Genomic DNA, 14,693 nt, shown 5'->3' with positions numbered 1-14,693 from the left:
CGGCATGCTCAGCACGTGGACCTCGATCCGGACCGCCGCTCCCCGCCGTGCGTGCTGGTCATCTTCGGCGCCTCGGGTGACCTGACCGCGCGCAAGCTGCTGCCCGCGCTCGAGCGGCTGGCCGGCTACGGGGCGCTGCCGCCGGAGGTGGCGCTGGTGGGTGTCGCCCGCACCCCGATGAGCGACGCCGACTTCGGCGAGCTGTGCCGCCGCAGCGTGTCCGGGGACGACCCGCGGTGGCGCGAGCTCACGGCGGCGGCCCGCTACGTGCACGGCGGCTACGACGACCCGGCCACCTACCAGCGACTGGCCGAGGTGCTGGCCGAGTGCGACGAGCGGCACGGGACCGCCGGCAACCGGGTGTACTACCTGGCGACGCCGCCGCGGCTGTTCGGGCCGATCGCGGTGAGCCTCGGCAAGGCGGGGCTGTCGGTGCCCTCCGACGGCGCCTTCGTCCGGGCGGTCGTCGAGAAGCCCTTCGGGTGGGACGAGGACAGCGCCCGCGCCCTCTACGCGGACCTGTCGTCGGCGTTCACCGAGGAGCAGATCTTCCGCATCGACCACTACCTGGCCAAGGAGACGGTGCAGAACCTGCTGGCGCTGCGCTTCGCCAACTCCATCTTCGAGCCGATCTGGAACCGCACGTGGGTCGACAACGTGCAGATCACCGTCGCCGAGACCCTGGGCGTCGGGGACCGCGGCGGGTTCTACGAGACCACCGGCGCCATGCGGGACATCGTCCAGAACCACGTCCTGCAGGTCCTCTCCCTCTTCCTCATGGAGCCGCCCACGTCGTTCCACGCGGAGGCGATCCGGGACGAGAAGGTCAAGCTGCTCCGGGCCATCGCGCCGCTGGAGGACGAGGCGCAGATCGCGGCCAACGCGGTGCGCGGGCAGTACACCCGCGGCGGCACCCGCGAGGACCTCATGGCCGGCTACCGCGACGAGCCCGGCGTCGACCCGCTCAGCTCCACGGAGACCTTCGTGGCGATGCGCCTGGAGGTGCAGAACTGGCGCTGGACCGGCGTCCCGGTCTACGTGCGCACCGGCAAGCGGCTGCCGGCGCGGCTGACGGAGGTGGCCATGGAGTTCCGCCGTCCGCCGCAGCTGCCGCTGTTCCCCGGCCGGGCCGAGGGGCTGGAGCCCGACGCGCTCGTCGTGCGCGTCCAGCCCGACGAGGGGCTGAGCCTGAAGTTCGGCGCCAAGGTGCCCGGCCACGCCTTCCGGGTGCAGAAGGCCTCGATGGACTTCTCCTACGAGAGCTTCGACGAGCAGTCCCCCGACGCCTACGAGCGGGTCATCCTCGACGCGCTGATCGGCGACCCCACGCTGTTCATCCGCGCCGACGAGGTCGGGCGGTCCTGGCGGATCGTCGACCCGGTGATGCGGTACTGGGCGAGCGACCCGCGGCCCATCCCGCTCTACCAGGCGGCCACCTGGGGGCCGCCGGAGGCCGACGCGCTCATCACGCGGGACGGCCGCAGCTGGCGCCACTCCGCCCGGTCCTGACCGGCGTCGTCCACGGGGGGCCGGCCCGCGGCCGGGGTCAGGGCGCCACGGGCAGCCCGGTGAGGATCGCGACGGCGACGAGTGCGGCCGCGACCACGTCGACGGTGGCGCAGAACGGCGGCCACCAGCGGGTGCCGGCCACGAAGCCGGTGCGGTGCTGCCACAGGTCCTTGAGGCCGTGGCCCAGCAGCCCGGCCACGACCAGCCAGCCCGACGCCGGCACCGCGGCCGCGGCGAGGACCACGAAGGCCGACGCGACGGCCACCTCGACGGCCAGGACGTGCCGGCGCCCGTCGGCGACGGCGAACCCGACGTAGACCGCGGCGATCAGGGTGAGGCCCAGGGCGTGGACGGTCACCGGCGCCAGCCAGGGGAAGGCCAGCGGAGCGACGGACTGCAGGGCGCCGACGACGACGCCCCACAGCACCGGGGTGCGCAGGCCGTGGTCCGCGAGGTGGGTCCGGACGGCGGTGCTGCTCACGGGAGCCTCCGACGGGTGCGGGGTGGAGTGGGAGTGCACCCCGAGGATCGCCGGGGACCGGGGGCGTTCGGACCGGCGACGTCGCCGGGTCCGGGAGGCCGGGACGGCGCCCGCGGGCCGGTACGGTCGGCGCCGTGCTGGCCGGTCGCGACGCCGAGCGGGGCACGGTGGCCGCCCTGCTCGACGCCGCGCGGAACGCGCGGGGCGGAGCGCTGGTGGTGCGCGGCGTCGCCGGGTCGGGCAAGTCGACGCTGCTGGCCGAGGCGGTCGCCGCCGCGTCGGACGCCACCGTGCTCCGCACGCAGGGCGTGGAGTCGGAGTCGCCGCTGGCCTTCGCCGCGCTGCAGCGGCTGCTGTGGCCGCTGCGCGGCGGCCTCGACGCGCTGCCGGCGCCGCAGCGGCGGGCGCTGCGCGCGGCGCTGGGCGAGGCCGAGGGCGAGGGCGACCGGTTCCTGGCGTTCCTGGGCACGCTCAGCCTGCTCGCCGACGCCGCCGAGGAGCGCCCGGTGCTGGCCGTCGTCGACGACGCGCACTGGCTCGACGACGCCTCGGCCGCCGCGCTGCTGTTCACCGCACGCCGGCTGCAGGCCGAGCGGGTGGCGCTGCTGTTCGCCGCCCGCGAGGGCGAGGCGCACTCCCTCGACGCGCCCGACCTGCCCACCCTCGTCCTCGGCGGGGTGACCGGGGCGGCCGCCGGGACACTGCTGGCCGAGCGGTCCGGCGCCGACGTCGACCCGGAGGTGCGCGACCGGCTGGTGGCCGCCACCGGCGGCAACCCGCTCGCGCTCGGCGAGCTCGCCGGCGTCCTCTCCCCCGACGAGCTCACCGGGCGGGCGCCGCTGCCGGCGGCGCTGCCGCTGACCGGTGGGGTGGAGCGGGGCTTCCTGGACCGGTACCGGCGGCTCGGCGAGGCGGCGCAGCGGCTGCTGCTGGTGGCCGCGGCCGATGACACCGGCCGGCTCACCGTCGTCCGCGACGCCGCCGACCGCCTCGGCGCCGGCGACGAGGCCCTGGACGAGGCCGAGCGGGCCGGCCTGCTGCGCGTCGAGGGGGGCGTGCTGTCCCTGTACCACCCGCTGGTGCGCTCGGCGGTCTACCGGGCGGCTCCCAGCGCCCAGCGCCGGGCCGCGCACCGGGTGCTGGCCGAGGTGTCGGGCGCCGACCCCGACCGCCGTGCCTGGCACCTCGCGGCGGCGACCGACCGGCCCGACGAGGCCGTCGTCGCCGCGCTCGACGGCGTCGCCGAGCGTGCCACCGGTCGCGGTGGCCACGAGGCCGCCGACGCCGCCTGGGCCCGCGCCGCCGAACTGACCGCCCCGGGCCCGGCCCGTGGCCGCCGGCTGTACCGGGCCGCGGCTGCGGCGTGGCTGGGTGCGCACCCGTCGCGGGCGACGGCACTCGCGTCCGCCGCGGCGGCCGAGGTGACCGAGCCGTTGCTGCGAGCCCAGCTGCTGGCCCTCCAGGGGCAGATCGCCTGGACGACCGGGTCGTTGGACGACGGCTACGACCTCGTGGCGCAGGCCGCGCGGGTCGCCGGCGACGTCGACCCGGCGCTGGCGCAGCAGCTGGCGGTGATCGCCGCGGCCCTGACCGTGTACGGCGCCCGCTCCCCGCAGCCGGCGGACCCGGCCGGACTGGTGGCCGCCCCCGCACCGGACGCCCCACCGCGGGTGCGGGCCGCGGCGGCTCTGCTGCGCGGGTTCACGGCAGCCGCCCGCCGGGACTGGGCAGCCGCGGCTGGCTCCTTCCGTGACGCATTCGCGCTGACCGACGCCGACGTCCGGGACGACCACGTGCAGCGCAACCTCGGCATCGCCGCCCTGGTCATCGGCGACGACGAGCGCGGGCTGCGCCTGCACGAGCAGCTGCTGGCCGCCGCCCGCCGCGCCGGAGCGCTCGCCACCGTCGAGTACGCACTGACCCGCGGCGTGCAGATCCAGCTCGCCGTGGGCGCCTGGGCGCGAGCGGCCGGCGCGGCGACCGAGGCGGTGCCGCTGGCGGCCAGCACCGGCCACCCCGGGATGGTCGCGCTCCCGACCGCGCAGCTCGCCGTGCTGGCGGCCCGCCGCGGCGACGACGACGCCGAGCGTCTCGTCGAGGAGGCGGCCGGCATCCGGGCCGGGCACCTCGGCGGGGTCACCGACGTCGTCGTGGTCGACCTGCTGAACTGGGCGCGGGGCCTGCGCGCCGCCCGGCAGCCCGCGACCGCCCTGCACCACCTGGAGCAGATCACCGAGACCGGCGTGAGCCGGATGGCGGCGCTCGATCGCCTGGAGGCCGCCGCCCGGGCCGGCCGCGACGACCTCGCCCGCGCGTGGCTGACCGAGCTCGAGGGCTTCGCGGCCGGTACCGGCGCGCCCGCCGCGGTCGCCGTCGTCGAGCACGGGCACGCCCTGCTCGCCGAGGGCGAGGCCGCGGAGGAGCACTTCCGGCGCGCGCTGGCCGCGCACGCCGGCTCGCCGCGGCTGCCCGACCGGGCCCGCACCGAGCTCGCCTACGGCGAGCACCTGCGCCGGGCCCGGCGGCGGGTCGACGCCCGCGGGCACCTGCGCAGCGCGCTGGCCCTCTTCGAGGACCTCGGCGCGGTGACCTGGGCCGAGCGGGCCGCGGCCGAGCTGCGGGCCTCCGGGGAGACCGCCCGCCGCCGCGACGTGTCCACGGCCACCGACCTCACCGCCCAGGAGCGGCAGGTCGTCGCGCTGGTCCGGCAGGGTCTGTCCAACCGGGACGTCGCCGCCCAGCTGTTCGTGAGCGTCCGGACCGTCGACTTCCACCTGCGCAACGTGTTCAGCAAGCTCGGCGTCAGCTCCCGCGCCGAGCTCACCGCGCTCCCGCTGGAGCTGTAGCGGCCGGCGGTGGGGCCACCGCCAGGACCACCAGCACCGTGGTCAGCGGGCTCCACAGGACCAGCCCGTCGGCCGGGAGCCAGCCCAGGACGGCCAGCGGGGCGAGCAGCGCCGCCGGCACCGCCCACGTCACCAGGGAGACCAGCGCCGGCGGCCACGCCTGCCGGCGCAGCCACAGCGCGCTGCCGGCGGCCCAGACCGCGACGGCGGCTCCGGCGGCTGCCCACCCGGTCGCGCCGGCGAGCGTCCAGCCCACGACCAGGGCGGCCAGGCCGGGCAGCGGCACCAGCAGGGCGCGGACGCAGCCGGCGAGCGCGGCGCGCCGCGGCGCCGGCGGTGCGGGACCGGCCCGGAGGACGGCGCTCACCGGGCCACCCCCGCCACCGGCGGACGGGAGCCGGTCCCCGCCTGCTCCGCGTCGGCGGCCATCCGGTCGGCCAGCGCGGCGGCGTCGGCGCCGACGAAGCCGAGCAGCGCCGAGCCGCGGGAGGTCTGCCAGGGCTGGCCCAGGACGTAGAGCCCGGGCACGTCGGTGACCCCGGCGGTGTGCCGGACGGCGCCGGCGTCGTCGAGGGCGCCGGGCACGTGCAGCCAGGAGTGGTCGGGCCGGTAGCCGGTCGCCCACACGACGGCGTCGACGTCGACGGTGGTCCCGTCGGCGAAGACGGCGGTGGCGCCCGCCAGGTCGGTCAGCCGCGGGCGGAACTCGATGCCCCGCCGGCGCAGTGCGCGGCTGCGGGTGCCGATGACCAGGTCGCCGCGGGCGCGCAGCCGGCGGCCGAGGCGGCTGCGCGCGGGCACGGTGAAGAAGCCGACCGCGTCCAGCCAGTCGAACAGGTCACGGCCGGCGATGCGCTGGGGCAGCTCGGTCGGCCGGGTGCCGACCGCGACGGTGACCGGCTGGGTGGCGGCGAGCTCGGCGGCGATCTGCAGGCCGGAGTTGGCCGCGCCGACGACCAGCACGCGGCCGCCGCCGGGCAGCTGGGCCGGGTTCCGGTACGCGGAGCTGTGCAGCTGCGGCACGTCCGGGTCCAGCCGGCCGGCGAGGGCCGGGACGTGCGGGGTCTGGAACGGGCCGGTGGCGACCACGACCTGCCGGGCGCGCAGCGTCCCGGTCGGGGTGGTGGCGGTGAAGGTGCCGTCGGCCTCGCGGTGCAGCCGGACCACCGGGGTGTCCAGCCGGACCGGCAGGGCGAAGTGCGCGGCGTAGGCGGCCAGGTAGTCGGCGACGTCGTCCTTGCCCGGGTGGCTGTCGGCCGGGGCGGGGAACGGCAGGCCCGGCAGCGAGTCGTACCGGGCCGGGCTGAACAGCCGCAGCGAGTCCCACCGGTCCCGCCACGCGGAGCCGATCTCCGGGCCGGCGTCGACGAGCAGGAGGTCCGCGCCGCGGGCGGCGAGGTGGTGCCCGAGGGCGAGGCCGGCCTGGCCGGCGCCGACGACGAGCACGTCGAGGAGCCGGTCCGCGGGTCGGGTGGGGAGGGTCATGGCGTCTCCTGGTCGGCGTGTGGTGGGGAGGGGGCGGGTGCGGTCAGCCGAGGCCGACGGTGAGCAGGGCGGCGGCGACGACGAGGTCGGCGACCAGGCAGGTCTCGGCGTACCAGCGCGGCACGACCCGGCCCAGGCGGTGGTGGGCGCCGTCCCAGGCGGCGTGGGCGAGCCAGCCGGCGGCGAGCACGTAGCGGGCGGCAGCGGGCTCGACGGCGACCGCGGCGAGGGCCACCGCGCCGAAGCCGAGCACCGCCGCGGTCTGTGCGGTCAGCAGCCGCCGGTCACCCAGGTCGCCGCGGGCGGTGCCCCAGGTCAGGTAGACGACCGCGGCCAGCAGCACGCACCACGCGCTCGTCCAGGCCTGCGCGGGCTCGGGTAGCCGGGCGACGAGCGCGAGGCCGTTGGCGGCCGCGACGGCACCGAGCGCGGCCGGCCAGCGGCGGACGAGGACGCCGCGCACGCCGTCGGCGCGGCGGGTCGCGAGGTCCGGGGCGGCGGTCGCGCGGGTCATCGGGGTCTCCTCGGTCCGGGCTGGGTGCGGCTCGGACGCTAGGAGCCGGCCGTCGGCGTCACGCCGGCAGAACCGCCAGGTCGGTCGCCTGGCCCCGACCGGGCTCCCCGGGTCAGCGGTCCAGGGGGAGCGCGGCGAGCTCGGTGCGGGAGGTGACGCCGAGCTTGCTGAACACGTTGCGCAGGTGGAAGTCGACGGTCCGGACGCTCACGAACAGCTGGGCGGCGACGTCCCGGTTGGACAGACCCTGCCGGACCAGCGCGACGACCTGCCGCTCCTGGGCGGTGAGCTCGGTGGCCGTGGACACGTCGCGGCGGCGGGCGGTCTCCCCGGAGGCCCGCAGCTCGGCCGCGGCCCGCTCGGCCCAGGTCACCGCGCCGAGGTCCTCGAAGAGGGCCAGCGCGCTGCGCAGGTGCCCGCGGGCGTCGACCCGCCGCCGGGCCCGGCGCAGGTGCTCGCCGTAGGCGAGCTCGGTGCGGGCCCGGTCGGGCAGCCGCAGCGAGCCGGCGTGCGCGGCCAGCGCGCGCCGGAAGTGCTCCTCCGCGGCCTCGCCCTCGGCGAGCAGGGCGTGCCCGTGCTCGACGACGGCGACCGCGGCGGGCGCGCCGGTACCGGCCGCGAAGCCCTCGAGCTCGGTCAGCCACGCGCGGGCGAGGTCGTCGCGGCCGGCCCGGGCGGCGGCCTCCAGGCGATCGAGCGCCGCCATCCGGCGCAGCCGGGGACTGGCGATCCGCTCGAGGTGGTGCAGCGCGGTGGCGGGTCGGCCGGCGGCGCGCAGGCCGCGCACCCAGTGCAGCAGGTCGATGACGAGGAAGTCGGAGATGCCGACCGGGTGCGTCTCGCGGACGGCCACCACCTCGGCCAGGTGACGGTCCGCGGCGTCGTCCCCGCGCAGCGCCGCCACCACGGCCAGCTCCGCGGTCGGCAGTGCCGTCAGGCCGGCGTGGCCGGTGGCAGCGGCCAGCGGCAGCGCCTCTGCCGCCGCGGCCGCGGCCCTCCCCCACGCGCCCGTCGCGATCTGGACCTGGGCGCCGCGGGTGAGGGCGTGCTCGACCATGGTGAGGGCACCCGCCCGGCGGGCGGCGGTCAGCTGCTGCTCGTGCAGCCGCAGGTCCCGTTCGTCGTCGTCGACCAGCCACGCCGCGACGCCGAGGTTGGGTTGCAGCACGTGGTCGTCGACCGGGTCGGCGTCGGTGAGGGCGAAGGCGCACCGGAACGCCTCGGCGGCGGCCGCCCAGTCCTGACGGTCGGCGGCGAGGAAGCCGTGCATCAGCGCCCGTGCGGCCCGTGATCGAGGCGGCGCGTCCGGCGCCGGCGCGGGCACGAGCGTCGTGAGGTCGACGGCGCGCGGTGACCGCGCCCCGCACGCCGACAGCGACGCGGCCAGCATGGCCAACTGCTGCGCCAGGGCCCGGTCCGCACCGGCGGCGACCTGCGCGGCCTGCAGGACGAGGTCGTAGCCGTCGTCGAGGGAGCGGGTGTTCCACTCGAGCTGCCCCTGCAGCAGGAGCAGCCGTGCCCGCAGCAGCGGATCGGTCACCTCGGCCGCGGCCGCGGTGGCGAGGGCCGTCGCGCGGGAGGGATGAGCACCCGCCCAGGCCGCGGACGCGGCCAGGTACGACCGGCGGCCGCGCGCCTCGCCGCCGGGGGTGAGCTCGGCGGCGCGGGCCCAGGCGTCGGCCGCGGCCTCGTGACCGCCCCGGGCGGCAGCGCGCTCGGCGACGCCGTCGAGGGCGGCGACGACCTCCTCGTCGGGCCGGTCGGCGGCGGCGGCCAGGTGCCAGGCGCGTCGATCGGGGTCGGTGCCGACCGCCGCGGCGAGCGCGCGGTGTGCCGCCCGGCGCTGCGCACTGGTGGCGGCCCGGTAGACCGCGGAGCGCACCAGGGGGTGGTAGAGGACGAGCACCTCCCCGTCGACGCCCAGCAGCCCGGCGCGTTCGACCTCGTCCAGTGCGTCCTCCCCGGCCCCGAGGCGCTCGGCGGCGTCGCGCACCACGGCCGGCCGGCCGGTGTCGTCGGCCGCGGCCACCAGCAGGAACCGCTGCGCCGCCTCGCCGAGGCGCCGGTACCGGTCCAGGAAGCCCCGCTCCACGCCGCCGGTCAGCGGCAGCTGCGCCGGCAGCGGTGCTCGCGCGGCCAGTTGGTCGGCGGTCAGCACCGCGGCGAGCTCCACCAGGGCCAGCGGGTTCCCGCCGGTGGCGGTCACCAGCCGGTCGCGCACGCCCGGGTCGACCGCACCACCGGCCCGCGCGCGCAGCACCGCGTCGGCGTCCGCCCCGGTCACCCCGCCGAGGACGACCGTGGGCAGGTCGGGTGCGTCGAAGCGGCGGGTGTCGCCGTCGCGCGCGGCGAAGAGGACCGCGACCCGCTCCACCTGGAGCCGGCGCGCGACGAACAGCAGGGCCGCGGCCGAGGCGTCGTCGAGCCAGTGCGCGTCGTCGACGACGGCAAGCACGGGACGTCGCTCGGCGGCGTCGGCGAGCAGGCTCAGCGTGCCCAGGAAGGCCAGGAAGCGGTCGCCCTCACCGGCGGCCTCGCCGAGCGCGGCGCCCAGGGCCGTCCGCTGCGGCTCGGGCAGCGCGGCGAGGGAGGAGCGCAGCGGCCACAGCAGCCGCTGCAGCGCAGCGAACGCCAGCGGCGACTCCGACTCCACGCCCGAGGTGCGCAGCACCGTCATGCCGGAGGCGGAGGAGACGGCATCGGCCAGCAGCGTCGACTTGCCGGCCCCGGCCACGCCGCGGACGACCAGCGCGCCCCCGGTGCCGGTGCGCGCACCGTCGAGCAGGGCGGCGATCGCCGCGCGCTCGGGGTCCCGTCCGGCCAGCACGGGCCTGGACGGTACCCACCCGTCGTGCGGGCGGGCCGGGCCCGTCACCGGTCCCCCAGGCGGGCGCGCGTCCGCTCCTCCGCGGCGGAGAGCCGCCGGCGGACCTCCTCCCAGGGAGGCGGCAGCTCGGTGGGCGTGGCTCGCCAGACGTCGGTGACCGGGGGGTGCAGCAGCGGACGGAGTTCCCGCTGGGCGGCGGTGTGCAGGGCGCCGCCCGCGAAGGCGGCGAGGGACGCCCGGCGGCTCCAGGCCGACACCACCCACAGCTCACCGGCGGCGAGCCGGAGGACGTAACCGGCCAGGTCGGGTGTGCGGTCGAGCTCCGGACGGATGCGGTCGGCCCAGGCCACGACGACGCCGGCGTCGGCACCGCCGCGCAGCCGCAGCTGCACCCCGACCAGCGTCAGGACGGCGGAGGGGTCGGTCACCGGCTCGACCGGCGTCCACGAGCTGCTCCGCACCCGCTCGATGCTGGGGACGTCCCGCCGGCGGCCGCACCGGCGGAACGGCCGGGCCGGTCGCGCGCCGGGGGATCAGTCGAGCGGGTGGGCGGCCAGCTCGGTGCGGCTGCTCACGCCGAGCTTGGTGAAGACGTTGCGCAGGTGGAAGTCGACGGTGCGGGGGCTGACGTAGAGCTGGGCGGCGGCGTCCCGGTTGGACAGCCCCTGGCGCACCAGCCGGGCCACCTGGACCTCCTGGGGCGTGAGGTCCACCACGGTGGAGACGTCGCGGCGACGGGTCGTCTCCCCGGAGGCCCGCAGCTCCTGCCGGGCGCGGTCGGCCCACCGCGGCGCACCGAGGTCCTCGAACGTCTCCAGGGCGGCGCGCAGGTGGGGACGGGCGTCGACCCGGCGACGGGAGCGGCGCAGGAAGGCGCCGTAGGCCAGCTGGGTGCGGGCCCGGTCGGGCGGGCGTTCGGCCTCGGCGTGGGCGAGGAGGGCCTGCTCGAAGTGGCGCTCGGCCTCCGGGCCGTCGCCGAGCAGCGCCAGGCCGTGCTCGGCCACGGCCTGCGCCCAGGCGGAGCCGGTCGCCCCAGCGAAGCCGGCCAGCTCCGCCACCCAGGCGCGGGCCAGGTCCGGCTGCCCGGCGCGCACGGCGGCCTCGATGCGGTCGGCGGCGGCCAGCCGGCGGGTGATCGGGTGGCGGATCCGTTCCAGCTGGTGCAGCGCGGCGGCGGGCTCGTCGGCGTCGCGCACGCCGCGGGCCCAGCGCAGGACGTCGGGCACCACCTCGGCGAGGATGCCGAGCGGGTGTTCGGCGCAGATCTGCTCGGCATCGGCGAGGTGCCGGTCGACGGCGTCGTCGCCGCGGAGCGCGGCCAGCAACGCCAGCCAGGCCGTGGGCAGGGCGGCCAGCCCCCGGTGCCCGGTCTGCTCGGCCAGCGGCAGCGCCTCGGCGGCCGCGGCGCGGGCAGCGGTCCACCGCCCGCTGGTCAGCTCGGCGAACCCGAGCCGGGCCAGGGAGTAGAGGGTCATCAGGACCGCGCCGGTGCTCCGGGCCCGGGCCAGCAGCTGCTCGTGGTACCGCCGGATCAGCGCGTCGTCGCCCAGGTACACCGCGGCGATGCCGAGGTTGGGCAGCAGGTCCTGGTCGTCCTCGGCGAGGTGCTCGGCGAGGGCGAAGGCCTCGTCGAGCGGACCCGTGGCCGTCTGCCAGTCGCCGCGCACGGCGGCGTCGAGGCCGTGCAGCAGACCGGAGAAGCAGCGGGCGCGCAACGGCGCTCCGGGTACCGGCGGGGGGACCAGGGCGGTGGGGTCGACGGGGCTGCCCGAACGTGCCCCGAACGCGGCGAGCGCCACGGCGAACATGGCCATCTCGCGGGCCCGCTGGGAGTCGTCGGCGGCGACCTCCGCGGCGGCCTCGAGCACCATGCGCTGCCCGGTGTGCAGCGAGCCGGTGTTCCACTCGATGCGGGCCCGCAGCCGCAGGACGTCGGCGCGCAGCAGCGGGTCCCGGGCCTGGGCCCGGGCGGCGTCGACCAGCGCCCGGGCCCGGGCCGGCTGGGCGGCCAGCCAGGCGGCGCGGGCCGCGGCGTAGAGCCGCCCGGCCCGGCCGTCCCCGGCCGGGGACAGCTCGGCCGCGCGCTCCCAGGCGGACGCGGCCGCCTCCAGACCACCTCGGGCGTGGGCCCGCTCGGCGGCGGCGTCGAGCTCGGCCACGACGGCCTCGTCCGGCTCCTCGGTGGAGGCCGCGAGGTGCCAGGCACGCCGGTCGGCCTCCTCGGGACCGGTCAGGACGGCGGCGAGGGCCCGGTGGACCCGGCGGCGCTCGGTGCTGGTGACGGCGCCGTAGACCGCCGAGCGCACCAGCGGGTGCCGGAGGTCGACGGTGGCGTCGCGGACGTGGAGGAGACCGGAGCTCTCGGCCGCGACGAGCGCGTCCTCCCCCGCTCCCAGGGCGGCGGCCGCCCGCTGCACGACCCCCGCCCGGCCGGAGTCGTCGGCCGCCGCCACCAGCAGCACCGTCCGGGCCTGTTCGGGCAGTCGCCGGTACCGGTCGAGGAAGGCACGCTCCACGCCCCCGGTCAGCGGGAGCCGGGCGGGCAACCGCGCCCGGCCGGACAGCTGCTCGGACGTCAGGGCCTCCGCGAGCTCCACGAGCGCCAGCGGGTTGCCCCCGGTGCTCGCGAGCAGCGCGTCGCGCACGTCCGCGGGGACGGACACCCCGGCACGGGTGCCGATCAGCTCACCGGCCGCCTCGGCGTCGACGCCGCCGAGGGAGAGGGAGGGCAGGTCGCCGCTGTCGAAGGTGCGCACGTCGGCGTCCCGGGCGGCGAACAGGAGGGCGACCCGCTCGACCTGCAGGCGGCGGGCCACGAACAGCAGCGCCGCGGCGGAGGCGTCGTCGAGCCAGTGGGCGTCGTCGACGACGGCGAGCACCGGGCGGTGCTGTCCGGCGTCGGCGAGCACGCTCAACGCCGCCAGGAAGACGAGGAAGCGGTCGCCGGGGCCGTCGTCGACCTCGCCGAACGCCGCCCGCAGCGCCCGGGCCTGCGGCTGCGGCAGGTGCTGCACGCCGTCGCGCACGACCGGGCGCAGCAGCCGCTGCAGCGCGGCGAACGCCAGCGGGGACTCCGACTCCACGCCCTGGGTGCGCAGCACCGTCATGCCGTCGGCCCGCGCGACCGCGTCGGCCAGCAGCGCCGACTTGCCCACGCCCGGCTGCCCGAGGACCACCAGGGCCCCGCCCCGCCCGGCCCACGCCTCGTCCACCAACGCCGCGACGGCCGCGCGCTCGCGGTCCCGGCCGGACAACACGGCGAGACCCTAGTCCGATCCGGACGGGATCGAGTCGTTTCCCGGCGCAGGGACCCACGACGCAGGACCCACCCCGGCGAAATTCCCGGCGAGACCGGGCGCCGCCGGCGGCGACGGTGGCAGGCGCACCGAGACCTGCCATCGAGGAGGCGACCATGTCGATCCACTCCGCTGCCGAGCCGGCGGCGCACGCCCACGGGCACCCGACCCACCACGCGCCGGGCTCACCCACCCCGGCGCCCGTCGACGAGGACGGTCCGCGCCGGTCGTGGGCGGTGTTCTCGCTCATGATCGCCGCCCAGTTCATGGTCATCCTGGACGTGTCGGTGGTCAACGTCGCGCTGCCGTCGATCAGCGAGGACCTGCGGCTGTCCGCCGCGGACTACCAGTGGACGATCAGCGCCTACGTGCTGCTCTCCGGCGGCCTGCTGCTGCTCGGCGGGCGGATCGCCGACCTGCTGAACCGGCGGGGGGCGTTCCTCGCCGGCGTCGGCCTGTTCACCGCCGCCTCGCTGGTCAGCGGCCTGGCGCAGACCCCGCTCACGCTGATCCTGTCGCGGGCGGCGCAGGGCGCCGGCGCCGCGCTGCTGACCCCGGCCGCGCTGTCGATCATCATGACCGCCTACGCCGGCCGGCAGCGGCAGACCGCGCTCGCCGTCTGGGGCACCGTCGGCAGCCTGGGCATCGCCGCCGGTGTGCTCTTCGGCGGCGCGCTGACCAGCGCCCTGGGTTGGCGGGCGGTCTTCTTCATCAACGTGCCGATCGGCGTCGTCGTCGTCGCCGGCACCCTGCGGTCCGTGGCCCGCGGCGGCGCGCAGCCCGGCGCGCTGCGCCGCCTCGACGTGCCCGGCGCGCTGACCCTGGTGACCGGGCTGCTGGCGCTGGTGTTCGGCATCGAGGCCATCCGCTCGGCGGGACCGACCGCGCCGCGCACGTGGATCGCGCTCGCCGCCGCCGCGGTGCTGCTCGCCACGTTCGCCCGGCTCGAGCGCCGCGCCGCCGACCCGCTGGTGCCCCCGGCGACCTGGCGGATGCGCTCGCTGGTCTCGGCGTCGGCGGTCATGGCCGGCGTGACCGGTGCCGTGGTCGGCGCGATCTTCCTCAGCTCGCTGTACCTGCAGGCCGTCGTGGGGTCCTCGCCGGTCGTCGCCGGGCTGCAGTTCCTGCCGCTGGCCGGCGCGATCACCCTGGCCGCCGCCGCGGCGTCGAAGGCCATCGGCCACCTCGGGGCCCGCACGCTGATCCTCGGGGGCCTGGTGGTCATGGCCGCCGGCGTGCTGCTGCTGGCCGCGAGCGCCGGGGGCACCTCCTACGCCGCCGACGTCCTCCCCGGCTTCCTGCTCGTCGGCGCCGGCGTCGGCCCGATGTTCGTGGCCATCGCCGTCGCCGCGATGAGCGACGTCCCCGCCGAGCGCTCCGGGCTGGCGTCCGGGCTGATGATGACCGGCCACGAGATCGGCGCCGCCCTCGGCGTCGCCGGGCTCACCGCGATCGCCGGCGACCTCGCCACCCGCACCGGGCTCGTCGACGGCTACGGCCGGGCCTTCGTCGCCACCGCCGTCGTCCTCGCCGGCCTGTTCCTGCTCACCCTGCTCGCCGTGCCCGCCGGCCGGCCGGCAGCCGGAGCGGGGGCCCACGGCGCCCACGGTCACGGCCCCCACGGCCACGGCCCCCACGGCCACTGAGCCGCGGCCGGGATCGCCGGTCCTCCCCGGGCCGGCGATCCCGGCGATTCCCCCGGTGTGAGCACCTCCCCCCACCCGCAGGGTCGTCC

The 14,693-nt window shown here is 78.2% G+C and carries 10 protein-coding genes; 3 read left to right on the top strand and 7 right to left on the bottom strand.

Features of this window, described 5'->3' with window-relative positions; all coding sequences use genetic code 11:
- Positions 1-15 precede the first annotated feature (15 nt).
- Positions 16-1,509, top strand: a complete 1,494-nt coding sequence (gene zwf, locus ACI780_RS02295) for a glucose-6-phosphate dehydrogenase (protein WP_456870278.1) — start codon at positions 16-18, stop codon at positions 1,507-1,509.
- A 37-nt stretch (positions 1,510-1,546) separates the two neighbouring features.
- On the opposite strand, the gene ACI780_RS02290 is transcribed toward zwf, so the two are convergent.
- On the bottom strand, positions 1,547-1,990 hold the full coding sequence (locus ACI780_RS02290) for a hypothetical protein (RefSeq protein ID WP_457000607.1): 444 nt from the start codon (positions 1,988-1,990) through the stop codon (positions 1,547-1,549).
- Positions 1,991-2,124: 134 nt separating this feature from the next.
- On the opposite strand from ACI780_RS02290, the gene ACI780_RS02285 reads away from it, so the two are divergent.
- Positions 2,125-4,836 carry an ATP-binding protein gene (locus ACI780_RS02285; protein ID WP_457000606.1) on the top strand — a complete coding sequence of 904 codons (2,712 nt, stop codon included), beginning with the start codon at positions 2,125-2,127 and terminating at the stop codon, positions 4,834-4,836.
- On the opposite strand, the gene ACI780_RS02280 is transcribed toward ACI780_RS02285, so the two are convergent.
- The 6 genes from ACI780_RS02280 to ACI780_RS02255 all read right to left on the bottom strand — a co-directional run bounded on the left by ACI780_RS02280 (position 4,811) and on the right by ACI780_RS02255 (position 12,919).
- Positions 4,811-5,203: a hypothetical protein gene (locus ACI780_RS02280; protein ID WP_457000605.1), complete on the bottom strand. Its 393-nt coding sequence runs from the start codon at positions 5,201-5,203 to the stop codon at positions 4,811-4,813. The two genes, ACI780_RS02285 and ACI780_RS02280, sit on opposite strands and share 26 nt — an antisense overlap.
- Positions 5,200-6,321 (bottom strand): flavin-containing monooxygenase, encoded by a 1,122-nt coding sequence (locus tag ACI780_RS02275; RefSeq protein ID WP_457000604.1) that lies wholly within the window; start codon positions 6,319-6,321, stop codon positions 5,200-5,202. Before ACI780_RS02275 ends, ACI780_RS02280 begins: the two co-directional genes overlap by 4 nt.
- A gap of 43 nt (positions 6,322-6,364) precedes the next feature.
- The gene (locus tag ACI780_RS02270) at positions 6,365-6,835 is read right to left on the bottom strand and encodes a hypothetical protein (RefSeq protein ID WP_457000603.1); all 471 of its coding nucleotides are present in this window, start codon (positions 6,833-6,835) and stop codon (positions 6,365-6,367) included.
- 112 nt (positions 6,836-6,947) lie between these two features.
- Positions 6,948-9,662 carry a helix-turn-helix transcriptional regulator gene (locus ACI780_RS02265; RefSeq protein WP_457000602.1) on the bottom strand — a complete coding sequence of 905 codons (2,715 nt, stop codon included), beginning with the start codon at positions 9,660-9,662 and terminating at the stop codon, positions 6,948-6,950.
- A 44-nt stretch (positions 9,663-9,706) separates the two neighbouring features.
- Positions 9,707-10,123 (bottom strand): hypothetical protein, encoded by a 417-nt coding sequence (locus ACI780_RS02260; protein ID WP_457000601.1) that lies wholly within the window; start codon positions 10,121-10,123, stop codon positions 9,707-9,709.
- Positions 10,124-10,195: 72 nt separating this feature from the next.
- The gene (locus ACI780_RS02255; protein ID WP_457000600.1) at positions 10,196-12,919 is read right to left on the bottom strand and encodes a helix-turn-helix transcriptional regulator; all 2,724 of its coding nucleotides are present in this window, start codon (positions 12,917-12,919) and stop codon (positions 10,196-10,198) included.
- Positions 12,920-13,074: 155 nt separating this feature from the next.
- Between ACI780_RS02255 and ACI780_RS02250 the strand changes: the two genes are divergently transcribed.
- Complete coding sequence (locus ACI780_RS02250) at positions 13,075-14,604, top strand: MFS transporter (RefSeq protein WP_457000599.1); 1,530 nt, start codon at positions 13,075-13,077, stop codon at positions 14,602-14,604.
- Positions 14,605-14,693: the final 89 nt, after the last annotated feature.

The organism is Geodermatophilus sp. SYSU D00814 (assembly GCF_054050055.1).
Note: the sequence above shows the minus strand (reverse complement) of the source record. Positions and strands in the feature narration are given on the sequence as shown.

Excerpts from the sequence above, each read along its gene's own strand:
- ACI780_RS02250 (WP_457000599.1), top strand. The coding sequence starts at position 13,075 with ATGTCGATCCACTCCGCTGCCGAGCCGGCGGCGCACGCCCACGGGCAC.
- ACI780_RS02270 (WP_457000603.1), bottom strand. The coding sequence starts at position 6,835 with ATGACCCGCGCGACCGCCGCCCCGGACCTCGCGACCCGCCGCGCCGAC.
- ACI780_RS02275 (WP_457000604.1), bottom strand. The coding sequence starts at position 6,321 with ATGACCCTCCCCACCCGACCCGCGGACCGGCTCCTCGACGTGCTCGTC.